The sequence below is a fragment of the Paenibacillus sp. M2 genome (assembly GCF_046713495.1).
In the GTDB taxonomy this organism is placed as follows: domain Bacteria; phylum Bacillota; class Bacilli; order Paenibacillales; family Paenibacillaceae; genus Paenibacillus; species Paenibacillus amylolyticus_B.
Map to the genome: position 1 here is coordinate 6930666 of NZ_CP169648.1, position 24030 is coordinate 6954695.

A 24030-nucleotide genomic window follows, 5' to 3' on the forward strand; every position below is an offset into this window, starting at 1 on the left:
GGATGTCCCATAGTCATGAATATGACAGGGGACATCCCGTGTTTGTGTTATTTTGTTTTAATAAACCTGAGACACACTATCCGCTCCCATTTGCGATGCTGAGTGAACGGACAGTCCCGACTCTGAGATCATGGTTATACCGGGAAAGTTCCTGCTATCTGGAAGCGGCAGTAGGCAGCTTGCCCTCTACTGTCTGCAAGTCAGACCATCCGGGTCGATCGAGTTCGATGAGACGGCGGTATCGCTCTTCTCCAGCCAGCAATTGTTCGTGAGAACCCTGCATGGCAATCTGTCCATTTTCCATAAAAATAAGTTCGTCCATCTGTTCCGCACCAATCAGGTGATGGGTGACCCAGATCATCGTTTTGCCTTGCAAGCTGTCCAGAATGGTCCGCATCAACTCGCGTTCCGTCACCGGATCAAGCCCTACGGTTGGTTCATCCAATATAATAACAGGTGTCTCCCGAAGCAGTACCCGGGCCAGAGCGATCCGTTGTCTTTCCCCACCGGAGAAACGCAAACCCGTCTCCAGCATTGGCGTATCATATCCCTGCGGCAAAGATTCGATCAGACCGGATAAACCTACCTGGGCGGCCACCTGACGAATCTCCTCATCCGTTGCATGTGGACGACCAATCCGAATATTATTGGCTACAGTGGTGTCGAACAGGTGTGGGCTCTGGTTCAGCACTGCGATGACATCAGTGACACTCTCACCCAAGGTCTGCACAGGCATATTATTGATCAGAACTTTCCCCGCAGACGGAAGTAATGCCCCCTGAATCAGCTTCAACAATGTCGATTTGCCACCGCCGCTTCGTCCAAGAATGGCTAATCGTTTGCCTTGTGGCAGATGAAGGGATACATCATGTACGGCGTAGGAATCATCCGCTGCATAACGGTAACTTACGCGATTAATCTCGATGTCTGCTCTGATTTTGGGTGGAATGCGTAGACGAATTCGTCTGTCCGAGTCGCCCGTTCCATCAACATCATTCGCTCCATTCTGCCCCGGAAGATACCCTTTCCCTTCGAGCTGCTTCAAGCGATCCAGTGATTCTCGATACTGTGGAAGATGCTCCACCGCATCCCCTACAGGCAGAAGTGTTTCCGTGAGCGGAAATAACACCAATACAAAAGCAGCAATCATCACGGCAGGTAATTGCCCGACAGAAGCGGCGTTTCCGGCCCATAACGTAACCGATACCACCAGCAGGCCAATGACGCACTGGGCCATCAGATCACGCCAGCGTGTCCAACGCCGCAACTTGCGACGAACCGCGTCGACCCGTTCCTCCGCTTCTTCCTGCTGCTGAACAAATTCGGCCGCTCGTCCACTTGCAAGCCAATCTCCCAGTCCAAGTACACCGTCGGTCAGACGGGTATACAACCTGCTGTTTTCCTTTTTCAGCCGTACACGCCATTTCCACGTCACTTTCAGGGTGATCGCAGGTAACACGGCAATGAGAAATAACATATACAAGCCCATCCACAGCGCAAATCCCAGATCAACACTGCCAAAAGCAATCACAGCCCCACCGTACATCACAAGTGCCGTAACGGCGGGGAAGACTGTACGCAGATAGATATCCTGCAGCCGCTCCACATCATCGGCGAGTGCTCCGAGTACATCTCCGGTCTGCATGCGAGAGCGCAGGAACAGGGCCTGTGGCTCCAGAATGCGATATAACTTCACCCGTTGATCGGCCAACACACGCAGTACGGCATCATGTCCTGCCAATCGCTCGATATATCGAAAGACGGCGCGAAATATCCCAAATGCACGTACACCGACAATAGGTACATACACCATCAGAATATTTTCAGGACGCAGCGCAGACTTGGAGATCAGAAATCCGGAGGTGAACAGCAGCAGTACCGCACACAAGGCAGCGCATGTACCCAGCGCAATGACTGCGATGAATCTCCAGCGGTACTGTGCCACATACGGAGCGATCCAGCTATTTTTTTCTTTTCCGTTACGGACGGTCTCCATATGTTCATATCCGGACTTCATTTTATATCGCCTCCATCTGAGCCTGAATCATCTGATAATATACACCTTGTCGTGCCAGCAATTCCTGATGTGTTCCCGTCTCTGCCACTGTGCCACCGTCCATGACAATAATTCGATCCATATGCGGCATCCAATGCAGACGATGGGTAGCCAAAAATACAAGTTTGCCTTCAAACAGTGGCAGCATGGTCTGTTTCAGTTCATACTCTGTCTCTACATCCAGATGAGCTGTCGGTTCATCGAGCAACAGGATGTTTCGTTGACTAAGCAAAGCTCTTGCCAGTGCCACCCGTTGCTCCTGCCCCCCACTGAGCTGTCTGCCACCAGCCCCAATGAGCTCATGTAGCCCACCGGATAATGAGAACAGCAGCTTGGTTAATCCAGCTGCGCTAATGGCCTTGGCCACCTCCGCATCCGAAGCCTCTGGCATGTAGAAACGAACGTTATCGGCCAGGCTTCCACTAAAGATATACGGATGCTGCGGGATAGCTGCCGTCTGTCTTCGCCAAGATTCGAGCATATCCGGTGTAACCGGCTGTCCGTTAGCCAGTACTTGACCCGAAGTAGGTAACTGGAAACCAGCCAATACATCGATTAATGTGGACTTGCCTGCTCCGCTGGCACCGATAATACCGATTTTTCCAAGACCTGTGATCTGAAATGTGACATCCTTTAGCGAATAAGGACCTTCATCATCATGTCGTACCTGTACATCGGTTAGAGCCAATCTGCTATTCTCATTCCAGGAGAACACTGAGGAAGCGGAAGAAACAAGCTCAGGAATAGTAGAAACAGAAGCAGGATCAGGAGCAAGATGTCCCGCAGCCGTTTTATCGTTCAACACGACACGTATGGTCGAAATGCCCGCTTTCCTTTTACCCCAAGATAACGATGATGCATGTCCCGTCCCATCCTCTGCCATGTCCGCGTGCGCAACAACGTTTGCATAAGCTTCTTTCTGTTTCCGTTCAGCAGCTTTCCCCCGTTCAATCACCTGATTAATGGCCGCTCCGGCTTCCTTACCGTCCAATGTGGCATGATAATCAGCGCCGAGCATACGTACAGGCAGGAAATATTCGGGTGCCAGAATCAGTACCGCCAACGCAGGGCCAAGCAGCATATGCCCTTCCGTCAGACGTAATCCCAGACCAACCGCCACCGAAGCAACGGACAGCATGGTGAAGAAATCGAGTGCAAATGAAGAAAGGAAGGCCATACGCAGGGTGGACATCGTCGCCTTCCGATACCGCTGACTGACCCGCCGAATGGAGCCTTCATGTGTTTTGCTCTGTCCCAATGTTTTTAGCGTCTCCAGCCCACGCAAGGTATCAACAAAATGGTTAGCGAGTGCTTTGTAGGATCGGAATTGTCCGTCTATCTTCCGCTGAGCTGCGAGGCCAATCAGAATCATGAACACGATCAGGATTGGTAGTGTCAGCATCAGAATAACCCCGGACATCATATCCAGCTTGAACACATACAGCAAAATGACGATGGGTGTGAATCCTATGCCCAGCATGCGAGGAATGAATAGTTCGAGATACGTCTTGTATTGAGCGGTTCCCTCACGTGCCAGTGTAACCAGATGCCCTGTGCCCTCGGTCTTGGCATAACGCGGCCCAAGTTTGAACCACTGCTCCACCATCTGTCTGCGCAGATCAGTCCCTGTCTTATCCGCATATCGTGAAGTCACAAGTTGTAACCAGAAGGATAGGGCGTAGCGGGCGGCAAAAGCAGCCAGGAACAACAGCAGTACCGGGTACTGCTCCGTTATGGATGAACCTTCAAACAATGCCGTGATGGCCTGTGCCAGCCATTTGGCTTGCATAATGATCGTCATCGCCTGTAACAGTACCAGCGCTGATGCCAGCGCGAGTACTGGCCGGATGCCCGGCAGCTTCAGCAGCCCCCGTCCCATATCAGTACTCCAGGTGGTGCTGCTCGTTCAGACGTTTGCGGAAGATATAATAACTCCAGATCTGATAGCCAAGAACAAACGGCAGCAATGTGCAAGCTACAATGGTCATTACTTTCAATGAATACGCACCGGATGCGGCGTTGTATACAGTCAGGTCATATGCCGCTCCAAAGGAACTCACCATCACTCTTGGGAACAGTCCAATAAAGACCGAGGCAAAGGCAATTGCAATCACTGCTCCAGTCATACCAAAAGCCCAGCCTTCACGCTTCTGACGAACAAAGTATGCCGCAAGTGCAAGCGCGACTGCGCCAAGTACAACCATGATCCAAAGAGCCCAGCCCCGTACGGCGAACACATCCGTCATGAAATACGTCATTAACGCGTAAACAGCGAGTAGTGCAGCCAGCGGCAGCATCAATTTTTGTGCTGTCTTCAAGGCACGCTCTCTTAGATCACCAACTGTTCGTAGTGATGCAAACAGCAATCCATGAACGAGACACAACAGCGTTACGCTCAAGCCACCAATCACGGTGTACGGATTAACAATATCGAGGAATCCTGCACGCAACTGCATCTCCCCATCAATGGGCAGACCCTTCATGAACGTGGCAAAGACTACGCCGAACAGGAAAGGCAGGAGAGCGCTGGATACCACAATGATGATATCCCATGTTTTGCGCCAGCGCTGCTGTTTCATTTTACTGCGGAATTCGAAGGCAACCCCGCGACCAATCAAGCCGAGTAACACGACCACAAGCGGCAGGTAGAAACCACTGAACATCGTGGCATACCAGTGCGGGAAGGCAGCAAACATTGCGCCCCCTGCTGTAATCAGCCATACTTCGTTACCATCCCAGAACGGACCAATCGAGTTGATCAGGGTCCGGCGTTCACGATCCGTTTTGGCAATAATGCCTGTAGACATCCCCACACCAAAATCAAAACCTTCCAAAAAGAAGAAACCAACAAACAATACGGCAATCAGCAAAAACCACAACTCACTTAGTGACAACGGAATAACCTCCATCCACGCCGAACGGATCGGCCGATTCATCGTGATCTTCCGGCTTATCGACCGCAAATGGTCCTGCCTTGATCTCACGTACGAACAGGTATACCATCACGATACCAAGAACCGTATACGCGGCTGTGAACGCAATCGTGGAGAACAGGATCATTCCTGCGGATACGTTCGGTGAGACCCCGGCCTCGGTGGTCATATAACCAAATACCGTCCATGGCTGTCTTCCAACCTCGGTCATGATCCAACCTGATGTATTGGCGATAAACGGCAGGGAGATGGCAAATACCATCAGACGCATAAACCACTTTCCAGCGACCTCCAGCTTCTTGCGCACAGCCAGAAACGTACCGTACAGAGCCAGCACAATCATCAAACCACCCGCTGCGATCATAATACGGAAACTCCAGAACGTTGTCCGTACCGGCGGGATGTAGTCCCCCGGTCCATACGTCTGCTGATACTCAGCATTCAGTTCCTTCATGCCTTTGACACTACCGGAGAACTTGCTGTAGGACAGGTAACTGAGCAATCCAGGGATTTTGATCTCACCCGTACTCTCCTGTTTATCCGGATCGATAAAAGCGACCACCGTCCATGGTGCCGGATCTTCTGTCGTTGTCCATGTGCCTTCACTGGCTGCCATCTTCATCGGCTGTGTCTCCACGAGATATTGAGCCTGGAAGTGTCCAGAGAAAGCTACACCAAATGAAGAAACAAGAGCGATAATGATCGCGATATTAAACGATTTGCGGAAGATCTCCACATCCTGCTTCTTCATTAATTTGTAGGCACTGATCCCGGTTACAACAAAGGCCCCTGTCATCAATGCCCCAAAAATCGTATGTGGGAACTCGACGAGCAACTGACCATTCGTGATGAGTGCAAAGAAATCATTCATCTCGGCTCGGCCGTTGTTAATCTCAAACCCGACCGGATGCTGCATAAATGAATTGGCTGCCAGAATCCACAGCGCGGACAGGAATGTGCCGACAAACACCAGCCAGATGCAGGCCAGGTGCACTTTTTTGGACAAACGATCCCATCCAAATATCCACAAACCAATAAATGTAGACTCCATAAAAAACGCCAGTAGCGCTTCAATAGCCAGTGGCGCACCGAACACGTCCCCGACAAATCGGGAGTACTCGGACCAGTTCATACCGAACTGAAACTCTTGCAAAATACCTGTGACTACCCCGACGGCAAAGTTAATCAGGAACAGCTTGCCCCAGAACTTCGCCATCGTTTTGTAGATTTCCTTACCCTTAACAACGTACAACGTCTCCATGATTGCAACCAACAGTACAAGACCGATGGATAGCGGGACAAAAAAGAAATGGAAAATCGTTGTAAGTGCATATTGGATACGCGATAACATAATCGGATCCATACCGTTACCCCTTCTTTCTGTTCACTTCGCAGTATGCGTATCTGGCATTGAAGCTGCACCTTCGCTGTCTGTCCGCCAAATACGTTGATGAACGTATTGTGCCAGATTCCCTATTTTATACATGTGATAATTATCACAATCTCCGTCTCCAGAGCAAAAAAAAGTGATCCTGGTCACACAAAAGATAAAAATCAGCCTATTGTAGTGCGAATTCAAATATCTTTTTTTCAGTATCGAGAACGTGGAATGAAGCCAAAATGGAGGATTGGAGCTTAGGGAAGCTCTATAATGGCTTGCCTACTTCATCTATTCATGGAAGATACTCATGTTTGGGACGGAATGCCCATATGTTAGTCTCAGGCATATCATGCGAAGTACCGTGAGGGCTTTACATATGAAGTGAAAGCATGAAGTACATGCAGAACGAATGACGCGCCATATTACAGTCAAGGTGAGGTGAACGATTCATGGAAAAACCTGCGCCATTACCAGGTGAAGACTCCGAAGTCAGCCTGAATAAGGCCAGTACAACACAGTCCCCGGTCCGATATGTTCTCTTCCCCCGCAAAGGGGGCTGGTCATCCTTTCCCTATCCCGATATTGCTGCACTGCTGTCGATCGAGGGAGAGGTCTACTACGTCAGCAGCCTGACGCAAACAGAAGATGTACCTCCAGCCATTACCGTCATCTCCCTCCCTGAAGCCGAGCAGCTATTGCTGAAACCTCGCACCGTAGCCGTAGTCGCCCATCCCTACTGGCTAATAGCTACGGCTTCGCTGGAGCCTGAGCTATGTATTGCCCTGCTCCCTGAGCCTGCTGGAAACGAAGCAGAATCTCCGCTATGGGAGAGCAGTATTTCCAAACTGGTCGGCATCGCCGATCTGGTCGGCACATCCTCCGAAACACGTTATATGAAGCTGCTTTTCCAAGGCGTACGTGCCATCTGGCTGGGCGGTGAAGACCCTGCACCTGCAGGTACGATGCAAAAAGATGATCTCGAAGTCCCTCTCCGGGACTACGAACTGTTCTTCCTGCATGCGCTGCGGCAGATCCTGTCAGGCACTCCGGATAGCGTCACCCTGCTTCAATGCAGTGTACGTGCCGACTTCTACCGACAGCTCCGAGCCAAAGCAGGTGCACATGAGACGATATCCTTTTTGCTGGCAGCCTATGAGTACTTGCTTGAAGATCCGCGGTCTATCAATTCACTTCAAGAGGCATTCTCCCATGCGGTATTGAATGGTCGCGGTGACTGTGTAGTCTCCCACTATAGATTCCTGTCTGCCATTCATGCCCGGGCCGGACAGTTGGAGGACGCCCTGCGGGTGTATGGAATTAGTGCAGCCGATGAACAAGAACGGCATCATTATGAACAGTTATGTCGCTGGCTTGAGGCGGGAGAAGATCAACTTGTACGAGCGGAAGTACTGCGTATGAACGATGATTACGGAAATGCCCTGCGTATCCTTGACGAACTTGGCGGAGAAACCGCGAGACATTGGAAATTCCGCATCTACCAGGAGACTGGACGCGTGGAAGAGGCACTGGCGCTGGTGCATGCAGTCGATATTCAGGATGATGCCAGTCGCCGGGACTATCAGCAATTATCCGGCAGTGCGCTGGCACTGCGAGGGGAACGACACGGGGCAGTCCGACATTTCCTTGAGACAGCACTGGAGGATGAAGATGCGCTGGCCCGGATTGTCGAGCTGGAGCTGTTGGATCATGCCGTACAGCAATTGCTTGGGGAGGTGCCATGATGCTGGACCCGAAGAAGCGCAGGCAACAGTTGAATGGACCGATGGTGCACAGGAATATCCGAACCGAAACTACTTACACGCCAACCGAAATAGTCGATCGAACACATACAGACGCATTGGAAAGTGGAGATCATCCCCCGGATCATGTACAACCAACGCAGGACATCCGAAGCCAAGTGCATCACTGGAATGATTCACAAGGTCAGGCAGAACAGAATGCTGCTGTATCACAAGAGGAAACGAGTGTATTCAAAGAACCCTTCTCCATTCGTCGGGTTCGCAAAAGCAAAGGTAACAAGCTCACCGCCATGCTCCAGGTTCGCAATGAACGTGGCCGATACCTGGAAGAAGTATTGCATGATCTGAGTGAGTTCGTGGATGAGATCGTCATTGTGGACGATGCCAGCACAGACGGAACACCGGATATATGTAAATCCTACCCTAAGGTGGTCCGTCTGGAAGTACTGGAGAAACCGCTGTTCGCTGAGGAATGGCGTCTTCGCAACACTTTGTGGCAAGCGGCTGCGGGAACATGTCCCGACTGGTTGCTCTCAGTTGATGCGGATGAGCTGTACAGCTCAGAAGCCAAGAAAGCCATCCGCACGCTGATTAATCAGGAGTATGCGGACTGGTTTGCATTCCGTTTCTACGACATGTGGGGTGGCCGGACCCACTACCGGGAAGATGATCTCTGGTCTCTGCACAAACGGCATACCGCTTCACTTGTACGATATATGCCTGGATATCCTTATTTCTATCCACAACAGAATCATCATGTTCCCCGCCTTCCCTTGTCCTGCACGGTATTGCCTGGGGTCAGCACGGAATTGAAGGTTCAGCATCTCGGATGGGCAGGCAGTCTGGAGGACCGGGTTCGTAAATATTTGCGTTACAAGCGCATTGATCCCAGCGGTGAGTGGGGCAATCTTGCACATTACGAGTCTATTCTCGATCCGGAACCTCGGCTGATTCCCTGGAAGGAGGGACCGTGAGATGGGCGTGGTGAGTATTCTGACACATAGTTTCACCGACGGGTACAACCGGGAATTCGGTCGTGTATTTGGTGGTGGACTGGAACGCTATATTCTGGAACTGTGCAGTGTCATCCGTGGACTCGGGCATATTCCCGAAGTTCATCAACTGTCCTATTTTGAAGCATTCCAGACTCGGACGGAGCAGATTGACGTATTTGGTTATTCGTATGACATGGATAATGTACCGGAAGCCTTTGACCGGATGGCAGCCGCAGCGCGCGGCCCAGTGATCTATGCCAGCTGTCTGTGGCAACCCATCACCTACAAACCCGGCAGTCTTGGCATCTGTCACGGCATTAACTGGGATCGTCCCGGACTGCCACTGGAGACCAAACAACAAGTCGCGGAACATATTCAACTGGCTCTGGATGGACTCGTGCGCATTGTATCCGTGGATTCTCATTTTCAGACCTTTTGCCGGGCTGCGTGCACCTATACCGATCCAAGACAGGTTGTCCTGATTCCAAACGCAGTGGATACGTCCTATTTCACACCAGCCCCGCCAACACGGACCTTCGAGCAGAAACAGGAAGACGAATGGCTTGTCGCATGGAAGAATGATCTGGCGAGTCATGGAGAAAATGTTGGTGCAGTTATATCAGGGATGAAAGCTGAGGAAAGCCAGGCTGGACCAAGTGGTGATGGAGCGTACAGTGCGAAGGCTAACGGAGATGGAGGTGGGGATACAGACGATCAAGAACGAGAGGAGAAGGGAGCGGTAGATCTCCATTTGGAATTATCAAAACTGGAAACAGCCGAGGTAAATGGCGAAACGTATAGGGTTGCTCGTAACCTCCGAAATGCAACGGATTGGGCTACAGATGTTCTAGCAGAAGCAGATGCTGAATATCAGGTTAATGGTCCCATTCAGGGACAGGTTGAAAAGAAAACTGTAGATGCCCGGATGACCTCTCCCCGCCCAATTCGCATCATATATCCGCGTCGCATCAGCATGGAACGGGGTATTATTCCAATGATGCTGGCGGCGGATAAACTACTCGGAGCCTTTCCAGATCTGGAGGTTGAATTTGCCGGGGAATTGGTCGAAGGCAGTACGGTCGGGAGAGTCTTTCGTTACTGGCATCGTACTCATCCACATGCGGGGCGAATTAACCAGCGCACGTATGATTTCAGGGATATTCGGGAGGCCTACCATCAGGCAGATATCGCCGTAATTCCAACAATATTCTCGGAGGGTACCTCCTATGCCTGTCTGGAAGCGATGAGCTGTGGACTCCCGGTAATTGCCTCCAATGTCGGCGGATTGAATGATCTCATTCAGGATGGTTTTAATGGGCTACTGGTACCTCCCGGCGAGCAGGAACTAACCGCTGCTCTGGTTCGTCTCGTACAGGATCGGGCCGAGCGAGAACGACTGGGAATCTATGCGCGCGAGACTGCACTGTCCTATGATCTTGCCAGGTGGCGGAGCCGGTGGAGCACGGTGTTGGAATCATTTATGGCAGAGACAGGATTAAAGGAGGGAATTCGGGGATGATGGATACGCCCAAGGCACCGGAATTCATGGAATCAAGATACATTAGGCAAAGTGACCCTAAAACGGACACATTGGTCTTCCCCCTGCATCCGGCATGGTGGAGCCGTCCCTACGAATATGAATGGGCCCGGCGGTTTGCACGTCCAGACGATGTGGTCCTTGATGCAGCCTGCGGCATCTCCCATCCGTTCAAATTCTGGCTTGCCGAACACTGCCGTGAGGTTCACGCCTGCGATTGGGATGAACGCATTTTGTCTGAAGAGGCGATAAGACTGGATATTGTTTCTGATTTTGGCGAGCAGGCCGCCCATGATCTGCCGGAATCAACTCTCGTCCGATTGCAGCGCGCAAAGGCTAATCTGGCCCAGCTTCCGTATGAGTCGGGTAAGTTTGATCGGGTGTTCTGTATCTCTGTACTGGAGCATCTGGATACGGGCACGATGCTGCGGGCGTTTCGTGAATTCGCTCGGGTGCTGAAGCCAAACGGACAGTTGATCGCTACTTTCGATGTACCCGAGATGCGGCCTGATCTGCTGGAGACAATCATGGCTGTCACCGGATTAACCATTGAAGATAAGCTGAATGTGGTAGAGCCGGACGATGCCATCTGGTCTGACATGTACGGCACGCCGATCCGCTGTTTTCGAGCGGTGATATGCAAAGGTTGAGACGAATTGGGTTACGCTGATTTAAGTGCAGAGTGGAAAATTGAGGGCTTGAGGGCTTCACCCATTAGCAACGGAACCATGCACGGTTCGGGCAATGCTCCGATTACCGGTAGCTCCGTTGCTTTTGCAATTTCAATCGGATGGTCTATTGCGGGAATATGTGGGGATGTACAGGGGGGTTGGAGGTTGGGGACTAGGAATCAGAGATTAGTGATTAAAGATTAAAGATTAAAGATTAAAGATTAAAGATTAAAGATTAAAGATTAAAGATTAAAGGAAATTATAGGTGTACCAGTAACATGTTGCACTGGTTGGTGTATTCATCAGCAGAGGCTGCGCCGGGTGCTGTCAGGCGCAGCAGGGTTTGCAGGCCCGGCGGGATTGCAGTTGCCGGGCGACCTGTGGCGGCAGGTTGCCGGGCAGTGAGTTGGGCCGATTCGGCCCATTCACGTGCCAGGTTCTGCCGCCCGGCGAGCAACGCGAGCGTGCCCGCAAGGAGTGCGTGAGCGACGCGCTCCGGGGTGGGCACCGCGTCCGCGTGGGGCTGCTGCGCGCCGTCAGGCGTGCCGCATAGCGCAAGCAGCCCTTCGCGGACGCTCGCGGGTGCGCGCAGCAGCCCGCAGCGTGCCGCAGGCGGAAGCGCTGCGAGCAACGCCAGCGCGCCGCGGGGCGGCAGGGCTTGCAGCATGCGCAGCCATGCGGCCCAGGCGCCTACGCCGGCGAGCGCTTGCGCAGCGGCGAGCACGCCGCCAGGCACAGGCCCGGCCGAGCCGCCGGGCGTTGCATCGCCGGGCGGGCTAGACGCCATGCTGCTGCGAGCCCTGGCCCCGCGCTGCAGCAGCGCCTCGGCGGCGTGGGCCGCTGCGGGCAGCACAGCCCGCTGGCGAGCCGCCCCTCGGGCGCTGCGCCTGCCGGGCTGCTTGTGGCCCAGCGCCCACAGCGCCAGGGCCGCCTCTGGCCCGTGCTGCGCATGCGCCGCCCAGGGCTGCAAAGCCGCCCGGGCCGCGGCGTCCTCGCCCAGCTGGGCGAGCGCAAGCCCGGCGGCTAGCGGCTGTGCACGCAACGGGGCAGCAAGCGCCGCCGCATGGCGCAGCAGCCACTCCGGCCGATGCGCTGCAAGCGCGGCCGGGATCAGCGCTTGCCATGCCGCAGGCGGCAAGCTTACCCGAGCGGCAACGCTGGCGATGGAATGCGGCCGCCCTGTGGCTGCGGCCAGCAACAACAACCGCTGCCATGCAGGCAAGCTGCCGGGTTGTATACCCAGCGCCGCTATGTACGCGGCTTCTGCCTCTGCCCAGCGGCCAGCCCGCTCATATGCCATGCCTTCCAGCGTCAGGCTGCGATAGGTCCCGGCACCAGAGACTGATGTATACCTGCTGGCTGTGGAGGCAGCTGATTTAGCCTGATTTAACCAGTCTAAGGCCACATCCTCTCTCCCTTGATCCAGTTCGAGTACAGCACCAAGCTCCAACAAATCCGGAAAATCCTCATACACGGGCGCCCATGCTTCCACTACAGCAATTGCCCGTTCCGGACTACCAATCTCTCGCCAGGCGTAAGCCGTTTTCAGCACCAAATCCGAGTGATATCCACACTCCGGCATAAGTTGTGCCAATAATGGCTGCAACAACCGGAGTGCTTCATCATACTTCGCTTGCTGAAACCATTCGGCAGCCAGAGCATACAACAACTCCGGTTGATCTACCTCCTGATTCAACGCGGAACGTATCAACTGCATGTTGCGTGCACCTTTATGTTTGGCGGTAATCGCCTGCTCCAGATATCCGTAATGAATGACCTCAAGTCCAGAATGAAGCACACCTTGCGGAGCCAGTGCCATGATGGAAGAAGCAATCTCTTCATGAATTCTGCCATGAAAGGCAATTCGGGGATCATTCCGGAACAATCGACATACCGCATCCGTCACACGTTCTTCACCGGACACACCCAGCAGACTTGTGACTTGTATCCAGTACCCCCATACGTCGTCCCTGCTTGTCGCTATCAACTGCACGAGTTCTTCCTTCATCTGCGGAGTCTGTACCCATACCTCATCTGCATCAAGCACCAGAATCCACGGTTTCGTAGCAGCGGCCAGCGACAGATTACGGGCTTCACTGAAATCTCCGTTCCATTCCGTACGAATTACAATGGCCCCATGGAGACGCGCAATTTCAGTTGTATCATCTACCGATCCGGTATCCACGATGATGATCTCATCCACAACATTCCTGACTGCATTCAAGCACCGCTGAAGTGATCCGGCTTCATCCTTCACGATCATACACAAGCTAATCCCTATGCCCATATTCATCACCACCCCTCACCAACGGAGTTCAGCCCCACCCATTAGCCCGCTGAATTAAGTTGAACTCCCGGACCTGCCTGATCCCCTCTCAGATCTCAAACCCGTCCGCTCCCGGCAACTCCAGCCGAATATGCTGAACGACAGGCCAACAACGGTGCCTCTGTCCAGCTGCATGCTGAGCGAACACCTCCAGATGATGATCCGCAGCACTAACCAATCCTTTCACCAACCAACTGGTTCCCACCAGCGTATCCAAAGATCCAGGGAATGCTCCCATATCTTCTCCTTTTTCCCTATCCATATCCTTATCCTTCTCGCTTCTCTTCCCTTCCTCTTTCTCCTTCTCTCCCACTCGAACGCTCTCTCCCGCCGATAATCCTGCTCCCGCCAATTGGTGTCGACACATCTGAATCAGGCCATGCAGCTCTTTCCATCTCCCTGACTGTACACATCCCTCCATCATCAGTCCAAGGGTCTGCCAGCCATCATACTCTGTTCCTGCAACCGTTCCGTCTATGCTGGAGCCCCTGTCCTTCTTCGTTGTTACTCTCAGACCCACCGTTCGCCCTGTCTGCACAGTAGATTCCTCATCATCAGTTACTGCTGCACCTCCCTGAGAACTACGCTTCAACCACAACGTCAATGGATCATCTCCGTTGACTTCCTTCCCCTCGATCCACTCCAAACGTTCGAGCCACCGGGCAGATGAAGTTGCGAGCAACCCTTTTTTGCGCTGCACAGGTTCCAGTTTCAGACGAGCCTTGTTCCATCTTCCCTGTTGGATTTGGAGCATCGCCTCCGCCACAGATAAACGCTCCCTCATCTCTGCGGAGGGTTGTGAGGATACACTCGGTAACAATTGCAGAGCCGCTTCATAACAACGACTTTGCTCCAAAATGCCCAATACTTTGTGTGTAGCCTCTTCCGAACCGATTGCAAAGCGCTCCCTCACCAGCTCAGGAATCTGATGTTCCTGCCCGGAGACTCGCATAATTCGGAATATCCGATAGAGCGGCGGTAACAGACTCGATTTGGCACGTACCGCTTCCACGTAAGCATCCACCGCACCCTCCAGATCTGCCCTTCCTTCCAGTAATCGTCCTAACATATACCACGTCTGATAGGTGCCGATGCCTTCTTCCGTATGATATATGGGTGGAGGTGGTCCCATACGGACAGCTTCACGCAGCGAATATTCTGCCCGATCTGCATCACCCAATGCGTCTGCACATACCCCGCGATGGTGCATCAGATCCGTGTACTCTGGAAAGAGTTCAAGCGCAGCATCAATGCGATCCAATGCCTCCTGCCAGCGATTCAGGTGCTGGAGACAACGAACTTCATATTTGAACAGCAAATGCGCGTAACTGGTCACCGCAGGATCAATCCCCATCCGAGCCACACCAAACGTCTCCAAAGCCCGCTCCGCTTCCCCCACACGCAGATACTCGACACCCAGATTATAGTGATGGAATGGCTGATCCGGTTCTTCCTGCACTGCCTGTTGCAGCAGGCGAACATTACGGTTCACCTTATCTTTGCGCTCCACAATCGCCGTCTGATACCCATAATGATGGATGACCATGTCCGTCACATGAAAAGCCGCCTCTGGATTCCTACGGCAAATCGCCGCCGCAATCTGCTCATGAATCCGACCTTCGAACCGATGCTCCGGGGCATTACGGAAGAGACGCAAAACCGGATTCACGGTAACCCCCTGCTGACCCGTACCTGTATAGTTATGAATGTTTAAAAACAATCCGTCACATCCGCTGACCGACGTCCAGCTCCTGATCTGCTCCCGCGCAGCCCTATCGAGCACCTCGTCCGCATCAAGAAAAAGAATCCAGTCGCCGGAAGCCTGCTCCAGGCCAGCATTCCGTGCTGCGGCAAAATCTTCGCACCACTCAAATCGCACAACCACCGCTCCATATTGCTGCGCAATTTCCGCGCTGCGATCCGATGAACCGGTGTCCACTACAATCATTTCCTCCACCGCTCCCTGGACACTGGCAAGACAATGAGGCAGTAACTCTTCCTCATCCTTCACGATCATGCATAGGGAAATTCGTTCCGCTCGCAAGCTGATTCCTCCTTTCCTTTGCATGGAAAAGCGTACGCCATGGGATGCCTTCCGTCGTTCGCAGCCTTTGTTCCAATGCGGTATATTGTGCAGCGAGTACCCCTGAAGACGGAGATCGTACCAATTCCTGCTGAATCGCCTCCATTGCCAATCGCATGTAACATACAGCTACTCCAGCTCGGGCCTGCCACATATCAGGCTCCCGCTCCAGAGCCTGCTCGAACAGAGAGAGCGCTTGATCATTGTGACCTTTGGCATACAGCGTTTCACCCAGCCAGAATAAACCTTCGGCATCCAGTTCACTCTCGGTCATGCACTGAATCAGGATGTTCGCGGCTACCATGGTATACCCCTGACGATACAGCAGACTTGCAAACTCCCGTCGTAAAGTTATAGCCGTTCCCCAATGGTCACACATCATCATGGCCCGCAACTCATGCAGTTGCTCAGCAAGTGTAAGCTGTCCTGTCTTTATGGCTTGCCGCACAACCTTTTCTGCTACCATCTCTGAATGCGGACCCCATTGCATAAGCTTTTGTTCATGTGAAGCAAGTTTCATGCTTCGCGGCTCCTTGGTTAACTGATTCAGCAGTCGATCCATGACCTTCCAAACGTTCTTTTCTTGTGGAAGCGTAGTTGCGAGGAACGCCTCGGATAATGGTAATCCGTTGGTCCAACAAGCCAGTGCCCAATCCATTCTGTGCTCAGCCAGCAGATTGACTTCATTTACACACCCCACGCTCCAGTGTTCTTCTGCCAGTTGCAGTGCTTCGGAAACCCTATTCGCACATAACATCCAATGTATTCGATCCACAACATGGATACGAGCAGTACGCGCATCTGTATCCAGCATTTTCAATGCCTGCTCATATGCTCCACAGCCTGTTAGAACATAAATCACTTGCAACAGATGATCCTCATTTGTCATTGCATATGAATGGGGCATTTTACCACGAATCAAATCACCTTGATCTAACTCTCCGATTCCGCTACTTCTGGAAAGTAATGTTTCTGCTATGTTCTCATCGGTTTCACCGGATTGTTGCAGCACGTCTGCCAACCCGGCCCATGCCGGAGCATATGTGAACATACTGTTCAGAGCCAGCCCGTACAGATGTGCAGACTCATTCAGGAATCCCCGTTTCTGTGCAAGTCTTGCCATGGCAGTATAGGCTCTGTAACTGTTAGAACCCGCTTCCGTTACATATGACGCGTCTAACATGCTACCGCCATCACTCTGTCCAACACGGTTCGTTCTCTCCCAGCAGTCCGTTGCTCGCGCATACGATTGATATGCACGCTCCTCCAAACCTTGCTGCTCCAACGTCTCCCCATACAGCAGGTGCAGATCAGCATAAGATGGATAACGCTGTCTTTCCAAAGCCAGAATTGCATGCGCCTCGTCGTAATGTTCTGATCCCACAAGGGTCTTTGCATAATCTCTAACCAGTGTTGGTCGATATGGCGCGAGCAACTCTGTCAGGTGTAATGATTCACGGAACACTTCAATTGCCTGTTCGATCTGACCAAGCTGGCAATACGTTACTCCCAGATTGTACAGGTGAAAAGGCTGTGCAGGCTCATCTGCGAGTTCCCGCTCAATCAGCTTTAAATTACGTCTTGGTTTATGTTCCTTCGAAATCGTTGAGGCCAGATATCCATCATGAACCAGACATAGTGGAGCAAGCGGTTCTGTTTCGATCAACATATGTTCCTCACCTGTAAAGGTCTCGCTCTTATCCATATCACCAGCCTCTTCCTGGACAAGCTCGCTTGGGCCACTACGAACCAATTGCTCATGAATACGCCCCTTGTATCGATATCCCTGATGAGCACGGAACAGTCTCACTGGCTGAGAGATAACGTTCTCTTCTACCTCTTCACCGTATCGATTCTCTATGGTGATACGTAATCTCGAAATGCTTTTATGGACTTTAGGTAAAAAATTCAGCAGTTCTTCCAATCCCTGCGTAACGTATTCATCCGCATCCAAACACAGGACCCATTCCGTGCTCGCCAGAGGCAGACTGATATTTCGTGCATGGGCAAAGTCATCTTGCCAACAGGCGTGCAACACCGTTGCTCCGTACGTTCTGGCGATCTCGGGTGTACGGTCAGATGAGCCGGTATCGGTAATAAAACATTCCGTGCTGATATGCTTCAAGCTGTCGAGACAGCGGGGCAGGTGATGTTCTTCATTTTGCACAATCATATGGATTCCAAGTAAACGGTTCTTCAATGCAAACACCTCCAATACAAAAAAATACATGAAGTCCATCAAAGGAACTCCATGTACCTATATGACAAATAAATGGGTTATGTGCCTTGTCCATTGAAGAACACATCAATCGTGCTTGGTGCACCGATTAGGCTGGAGCGGTAGGAAAGACGCGTGTATTTGAGAAAACGCTGCGGAACCAATACATCGACTGACCCGGACAAAATGCCTGTTACCGTCGTTACATCCGTGTACCAGTTCGTTCCGTTGGCGCTGATCTCAACAAGAGCATCTACCCGGTTTACACCCGGCCCCCGGTTATATACAAAGAAAGAATACGTGCCAAATACACTGGTCGTAACCGCTGGGAGCGCTGTGAAGGTGTTTGCGGTCGGGGTGCTTATGAGTTGGGACTCCTGAAAACTCTTCTGTGAAATGGACGTCACACTGCTAAGTGTTCCCGCGGTAATTGTAGCACCTAGCACGCTGGTGATTGTACCATTCAGCAGGTTTGTCAACGTCCCTGCAGTCACGGTTGCGCCAAGTACGCTTGTGATGGTTCCGTTCAATAAGTTTGTCAGTGTTCCTGCGGTAATCGTTGCTCCCAATACACTCGTGATCGTACCATTCAGCAGGTTCGTCAGTGTTCCGGCTGTAATTGTCGCTCCGAGTATACCTGTGATGGTACCCGCTGTAATCGTTGCTCCAAGCACACTGGTGATCGTTCCGGCGGTAATCGTCGCTCCCAATACACTTGTGATTGTACCATTCAGCAAGTTGGTCAGTGTTCCTGCGGTCACCGTGGCTCCGAGCACACTCGTGATCGTTCCTGCGGTAATCGTCGCTCCCAATACACTTGTGATTGTACCATTCAGCAAGTTGGTCAGCGTTCCTGCGGTCACCGTGGCTCCGAGCACACTCGTGATCGTTCCTGCGGTAATCGTTGCTCCCAATACACTCGTAATCGTACCATTCAGCAAGTTCGTTAGTGTTCCGGCTGTTACGGTTGCGCCGAGCACACTAGTGATCGTTCCCGCCGTGATCGTCGCTCCCAATACACTTGTGATTGTACCATTCAGCAAGTTCGTTAGTGTTCCGGCTGTTACGGTTGCGCCGAGCACACTAGTGATCGTTCCCGCCGTGATCGTCGCTCCAAGTACACTCGTAATCGTTCCGTTCAGAATGTTGGTAATGGTTCCTGCGTTAATTGTAACGGTAGTCAGACCTGAGATATTACTAATGGTCCCGTCCAAAATAATGCCAACCACATTCCCGCTCGTATCGGTTCTGACAGGCTGGGCTGTCCCTGTACTATCCTGGCCGAAAATCAACGTTCTTAGATTATCCGGATTCGTATTAAACGTCGTAAAGTTAGGCATGTGCCTCGTCCTCCTCCCTGGTCAAATCTGTGAGATCATACTCCCTTACGGCATACGTTGTGCCTGAAAGTAAACGTCGAGCCGGGTCGGTTGATCCGGTTCAACGGATCGAATTGCAAGCCGGGTATAGTGTAAAAATCGCAATGGTACCAGCGCTTTGGTCTGGCCTCCCGCGACCACCTCCTGGCTGTCCACAGCATAATCCACGGCATTTGGGCTGATCTGGATCTGTACAAGAGCCGGATGTTTTCCCCGATTCACAACGCCATAGGTATACATGCTGAGTGATGAGGTGTCTTGTGCCGGGAGTGAATCCATACTGCTACTGGTTTCGGCTCCGACATACGTATGCTCTGTAAAACAATGAATAGCACCAGGGAGTTTCGTACGTGAGGAAGCACCCTGCTTGAACCGGGGACGAGTAATCCGGGAACAAGGGGGTTTCAGCAATTTAGCGCGGCAGGAATGACGGGAACGGCGGCGACTGACATATTTAGTTGGTTGCTTCGTTCTCTTCTTGCTTTGCTTTGCTGTTCGACTCATCTCGATTTCCCCTTAAAAAATGTGCTTACGCATCGTATGCCCGGATCGGATTTACGGGCACGGCATCTGCCGTTATTTTGGAATTTGCAGTCCGTTCCCAAACGCTTTCTCTTGTTCTTACATACAATGCAAGTAATGAGGACATGCGAAACAAATAGTATCGCCAGACCATTTCCATCTATTCAGAGGGGGGGACAAGATGACAAACTCTAATGTATTCAACCAGTCTAATGGGCCCCTGTTCACTCAAATGACCAACACTTATGCAGCCCCGGGTATTGAAGCTTCAGTAGATACCGGTGCGGCTGCGGCAGGCAGTTTTTTTGCCCTGACGACCAATAATATAGCGATTCCTGCCAGTCAAAATCTTCTTCTTCAGATCCTGAATGCAACTGGAAGTGGCAGAACAGTACGTATTGCCAGCCTTTCGGGAGGTACAACTGCTGCAGCTACTCTGGTCGTTTATTCCGGCGGCACTGTAACCGTAGGAACTACACCTGTACCCGTTAATACGTTGCTTGGTAACGCCAACACCAGCATCGTTACCACCCGGCAAAATACCGGAACGCTTGGGGGGACTTTCACAAGCTTGCTCAGCATACCTCTCACTGCTGGAATGTACTCTTTGAATTTAAACGGTTCCATTCTTGTTCCACCGGGACAATCACTATCCATCAGTTTAGGAACTGGCAGTCAGACGGCAGCCATTAATCTCTTCTGGTGGGAATTCTGAACATGATTCTGATAAAAGGAGGTGCACACTGTGCCGAACAACAATGTATTTAATCCATTAAATCTGCCCGTCTATACGTCCAACACGAACACATATATTTCTCCCGGCATTGTTGCTCCTCCGGAGAATAATGCTGGCAGTACAGGCAATCTGTACAATGCAGGTTCCACCAACTCTACAACACTGGGGTTGCTGGGAGGAACGGTTATCGCCACCGTACAATTGGCCAATCCTGTAGGGAGCGGGAAAACCCTATACGTATCGCGGCTCTCTGGTGGAATTACGGTCTCACTTAATCTGTTATCTTCCTTCAGCGGTTCCATGAGTCTGAGCGCTAATGGAACACTGTCATCGCCCAACACACTAACATCGGTAAACAGCAATCTTTCCAGCAGCAATACCAGTGCAGCCATCGTACGATTCTCTTCTGCTGCACCTTCAGGAGCAACCCCATTGATGGCTATGCCCCTTCAAGCGGGACCGTTTCTATCCAATGAATTTGGCCGTTATGTGGTTCCTCCAGGTCAAGCCATTAACCTCTCTGTCAGCGGATCACTTTCGGTTGGTGGACTGCTGGCCTCTACTGCTTATTTCGCTTGGTGGGAAGTGTGATTCGCTTAATCGTGCTTAACTATGCAATGTGCAAACAGCCGCCTTCGGATGAGTACCGAAAGCGGCTGTTCGTTATATTGTAGATGCATTGAAGTTAACAAATATTAACCGGACGAGTCTGTCAGACCGTTTCCTGCGGGATGGTCTCTTTTGCTTCAGACACGAGAGGCTGCTTTCCCTCCCACAAGATTCGTTGCAGCAGTATGCCAGCAAGACCAATCGCCAGCGTAGCGAGACCGATATATTGAAAGGTGGGGCTCGGACCCGCAACTCGAATGAGCGCTCCACCTGCAAGTGGAGCTACGACCAGTACAACACTGGATAGTGAATTTTGAATGCCAAAGACGCGCCCTACATAGGCAGGAGGGGTTTCCTTTTGCAGCAAATAATTCAGTGTTACCATAAAGAGCCCATTGCCTACCCCAATGCATAACCCCCAGATTAAGACCCAATTTTCAGGTGTTTGTGGGCTACTCCACCCTAATGCAGCAATTCCGGCCCCGATGAACAGATATCCTCCACCTAGCCCCCACCCATACCCAATTCTCGGCAAGCGATTTAACAACAAAATGATGACGACTGCCCCGGCTCCTGCCGACGACCCCAACCAGCCGAGCAGTGATTCATTACCTGGCTTGATCTCCCGAAACAGGGTCGTAAACTGATAATCAATCATGAGAATGGCCATGAGTCCAAAACAGCCGAACAGAATCGTACTCAGCACGGTGCGACTGCTCTGTATAAAACGCCAGCCTTGCTGCCACTGGGTAAACAACGATTCCGAGATAACCTTTGCATCAGCAGTACTTCCGTCTGGTTCCACAGGCTCCGGCTTCTCCATCAATCGTCGCAAGGGCCATAACACTGCGCCCGACAACAGGCGGGTACAAGCATTGATTAATATACAGATCTGTGGTGAAAAAAAGGCTAGTATGACGGCTCCCAGAAGTGGCCCTGCGACCTTCGAACATTGGCTCACAAAACCATTTAGGGACGATGCCTGAAACAGATGCTCCTCTGCCACCACCTGGCGGGTTAGCGCCTGTTGGGCGGGAACGTGGAACACTCCCATCATGGCACGCAGAGCGAGCAGTGGAAGCAACCATGCCGGGCTTGGTGCGAATAAAATAGCAACGGTTAATCCCACGGTGATTACATCACACAAAATCATGATTTTCACTTTGTGCAGTCGATCAGCCAGAGCACCTGCAAAGGAGCCAAGCAGTATACCCGGGACAGCCATACATACAGGAATAAGTGCAATAATCAGCGGATCAGCACCCCAGCGGTAGGCCACCATCACCTGTATGGCAAGTGCATCGAACCAATCTCCAAACGTAGCTAGCGAGTATGCAATAAACATGCGGACAAACCGGAGGTTAGTCCATAAGCTTTTGGAAGATTGTGCAGATGAGGCGGGCGATTCGGTGGATTCATTGGATGTGGATTCAGTTGAAATGACGGTCATACATGTACTTCCTCCCTTGATTACAGCCGTTAGCGATCTGTATGTTCCTTGGCTGTAATCATAAAGAAGTTATATCAGAGGAAGATCAGAGGATGGGGGGATAGGGGATAAAAAGTTGCGTATTTCATCTACAATTTGCTGTCCATATGCGGGAACACCGTAACTTTTGCCGATCTCAGCATACACTTGTCGATACTTACTCCGAAGTCTGCCTTCAATTCGATGATGACCCAGGAATAGGAGAATCTGATATGCAGCATTCAGATATAGCGGTGCGTTCAGCGACATTTTCAATACATCCAGACCGTCATCCATTCTTAACTCTGCCTCACGAATCCGTCCCTGCCGAAGTAACCATAATCCTTCCATCACCTGAAAACGTCCGATCTCTCGCAGATAGGGTTCATCCTTTAATCCTGACCGCAGAACTGCCATCTGGGCCTCAACAGCTTCACCGCTACCACCCCACAGTTCCACATACAACGCTGCAAGTGCCACAGGCAGTCTGAAATTCTTTAGCTCGTCAGTCTCTATTACACGATACGTTTCCTCCAGTTGTGCTTTGGCCCGTTGATATTGGCCCACCTCTACATAGACTTCAATGATGTTCAGAATGCGGAGTTCGCGAAGCTGATCGGCAGACAATGCCGATGAATTCAGCGCCTGTTCATACAACTGAATACTATCCGCCGGCTCGATCAGGGGGTGCACGAAAATTAGTAGCCAGTATAGTCGCTCCTCAAAGGGAATTTCCTTTGTTGTAATCAGCCATTCCAGATCTCCCTGTATAAAACGGATATACAACTGATAATAAGGGGCGATCTGAATGCCGAGTGCTTCCTGCTGTTGAACCAGGGTCTGTATGGCATTTCCCTGCCCAAACAAGTGATATTTACGAAGTAATCCGTGAATGACTTCCTGCATTTCTGGGTCCTGAGCAGAAGGGCTAGCGGGTAGAGCGGACTTGTTCTCATGCACAGCAAGCCGATATCCGTAGCCCCGTACTGTATCCAGACGGATCTCATCCCAGCGTTTCAGCTTCTTGCGCAGGCGATAGATATGATCGTCCACGGTGCGTTCAACCGGATATTCCAGTGGCCATACCCGATCCAGCAGTTGGCTGCGGGTGAAGGCTTTTTCCTTGTTTTCATACAGAAAATGCAGCAGTGCAAATTCCTTGGCGAGTAGACGAATGGATTCCGTTCGCCGTGTTACCGTATATGTCCCTTCATCCAATTGCAAAGACATGCCTGGTTCCCCCTACTATGTATAATTCGCTAATCCGAAATCGTATAGATTCATTCCATTTTTTCAACGTGTTCAACATACCATAAAAACCCTTTGCGAGAACGCAAAAGGTTTTTATCGTCTATC

The 24030-nt window shown here is 51.6% G+C and carries 17 protein-coding genes; 6 read left to right on the forward strand and 11 right to left on the reverse strand.

The features are described 5' to 3' along the window. Positions 1 to 154: 154 nt before the first annotated feature. From cydC to ACETMN_RS31535, 4 genes are read right to left on the reverse strand one after another with little or no spacing between them, the layout of a single operon-like run. A complete protein-coding gene (gene cydC, locus ACETMN_RS31520) occupies positions 155 to 2017 on the reverse strand; it encodes a thiol reductant ABC exporter subunit CydC (protein WP_341074096.1) in 1863 nt (620 codons plus the stop codon). A gap of 1 nt (position 2018) precedes the next feature. Further along, the gene (gene cydD / locus ACETMN_RS31525) at positions 2019 to 3935 is read right to left on the reverse strand and encodes a thiol reductant ABC exporter subunit CydD (protein WP_091012631.1); all 1917 of its coding nucleotides are present in this window, start codon (positions 3933 to 3935) and stop codon (positions 2019 to 2021) included. 1 nt (position 3936) lies between these two features. Then, positions 3937 to 4992: a cytochrome d ubiquinol oxidase subunit II gene (gene cydB / locus ACETMN_RS31530; protein WP_256974918.1), complete on the reverse strand. Its 1056-nt coding sequence runs from the start codon at positions 4990 to 4992 to the stop codon at positions 3937 to 3939. Beyond that, positions 4937 to 6352 (reverse strand): cytochrome ubiquinol oxidase subunit I, encoded by a 1416-nt coding sequence (locus ACETMN_RS31535; RefSeq protein ID WP_091012627.1) that lies wholly within the window; start codon positions 6350 to 6352, stop codon positions 4937 to 4939. Before ACETMN_RS31535 ends, cydB begins: the two co-directional genes overlap by 56 nt. 467 nt (positions 6353 to 6819) lie before the next feature. On the opposite strand from ACETMN_RS31535, the gene ACETMN_RS31540 reads away from it, so the two are divergent. From ACETMN_RS31540 to ACETMN_RS31555, 4 genes are read left to right on the forward strand one after another with little or no spacing between them, the layout of a single operon-like run. Further along, entirely contained in the window at positions 6820 to 8112 is a 1293-nt protein-coding gene (locus tag ACETMN_RS31540) for a tetratricopeptide repeat protein (protein WP_091012626.1), read from the forward strand. Then, positions 8112 to 9104, forward strand: coding sequence for a glycosyltransferase (locus tag ACETMN_RS31545; RefSeq protein WP_091012624.1), 993 nt, complete (start codon positions 8112 to 8114; stop codon positions 9102 to 9104). Before ACETMN_RS31540 ends, ACETMN_RS31545 begins: the two co-directional genes overlap by 1 nt. Before the next feature lies 1 nt (position 9105). After that, on the forward strand, positions 9106 to 10644 hold the full coding sequence (locus ACETMN_RS31550; RefSeq protein WP_411735532.1) for a glycosyltransferase: 1539 nt from the start codon (positions 9106 to 9108) through the stop codon (positions 10642 to 10644). After that, positions 10641 to 11312 carry a class I SAM-dependent methyltransferase gene (locus ACETMN_RS31555; RefSeq protein WP_091012623.1) on the forward strand — a complete coding sequence of 224 codons (672 nt, stop codon included), beginning with the start codon at positions 10641 to 10643 and terminating at the stop codon, positions 11310 to 11312. The genes ACETMN_RS31550 and ACETMN_RS31555 overlap by 4 nt, the downstream gene beginning before the upstream one ends. A 280-nt stretch (positions 11313 to 11592) precedes the next feature. Here ACETMN_RS31555 and ACETMN_RS31560 read toward each other — a convergent pair whose 3' ends face one another. From ACETMN_RS31560 to ACETMN_RS31580, 5 genes are all read right to left on the reverse strand, one after another. Beyond that, on the reverse strand, positions 11593 to 13626 hold the full coding sequence (locus ACETMN_RS31560) for a glycosyltransferase family 2 protein (RefSeq protein ID WP_091012621.1): 2034 nt from the start codon (positions 13624 to 13626) through the stop codon (positions 11593 to 11595). 82 nt (positions 13627 to 13708) lie between these two features. Further along, positions 13709 to 15703 (reverse strand): glycosyltransferase, encoded by a 1995-nt coding sequence (locus tag ACETMN_RS31565; RefSeq protein ID WP_411735533.1) that lies wholly within the window; start codon positions 15701 to 15703, stop codon positions 13709 to 13711. Then, positions 15660 to 17942, reverse strand: a complete 2283-nt coding sequence (locus ACETMN_RS31570) for a glycosyltransferase (RefSeq protein WP_411735534.1) — start codon at positions 17940 to 17942, stop codon at positions 15660 to 15662. Before ACETMN_RS31570 ends, ACETMN_RS31565 begins: the two co-directional genes overlap by 44 nt. A 77-nt stretch (positions 17943 to 18019) precedes the next feature. After that, positions 18020 to 19300 carry a DUF6385 domain-containing protein gene (locus tag ACETMN_RS31575; protein ID WP_411735535.1) on the reverse strand — a complete coding sequence of 427 codons (1281 nt, stop codon included), beginning with the start codon at positions 19298 to 19300 and terminating at the stop codon, positions 18020 to 18022. Positions 19301 to 19345: 45 nt separating this feature from the next. Then, positions 19346 to 19843, reverse strand: coding sequence for a DUF6385 domain-containing protein (locus ACETMN_RS31580; protein ID WP_091012617.1), 498 nt, complete (start codon positions 19841 to 19843; stop codon positions 19346 to 19348). 199 nt (positions 19844 to 20042) lie between these two features. Between ACETMN_RS31580 and ACETMN_RS31585 the strand changes: the two genes are divergently transcribed. Continuing rightward, entirely contained in the window at positions 20043 to 20576 is a 534-nt protein-coding gene (locus ACETMN_RS31585) for a hypothetical protein (protein WP_091012615.1), read from the forward strand. Positions 20577 to 20606: 30 nt separating this feature from the next. Next, positions 20607 to 21188, forward strand: coding sequence for a hypothetical protein (locus ACETMN_RS31590; RefSeq protein WP_091012614.1), 582 nt, complete (start codon positions 20607 to 20609; stop codon positions 21186 to 21188). Between the two features lie 121 nt (positions 21189 to 21309). Here ACETMN_RS31590 and ACETMN_RS31595 read toward each other — a convergent pair whose 3' ends face one another. Together ACETMN_RS31595 and ACETMN_RS31600 are read right to left on the reverse strand one after the other, a co-directional pair. Beyond that, entirely contained in the window at positions 21310 to 22656 is a 1347-nt protein-coding gene (locus ACETMN_RS31595) for an MFS transporter (protein ID WP_411735536.1), read from the reverse strand. A gap of 69 nt (positions 22657 to 22725) precedes the next feature. Next, a complete protein-coding gene (locus ACETMN_RS31600; RefSeq protein ID WP_105600315.1) occupies positions 22726 to 23904 on the reverse strand; it encodes a winged helix-turn-helix domain-containing protein in 1179 nt (392 codons plus the stop codon). Positions 23905 to 24030 lie beyond the last annotated feature (126 nt).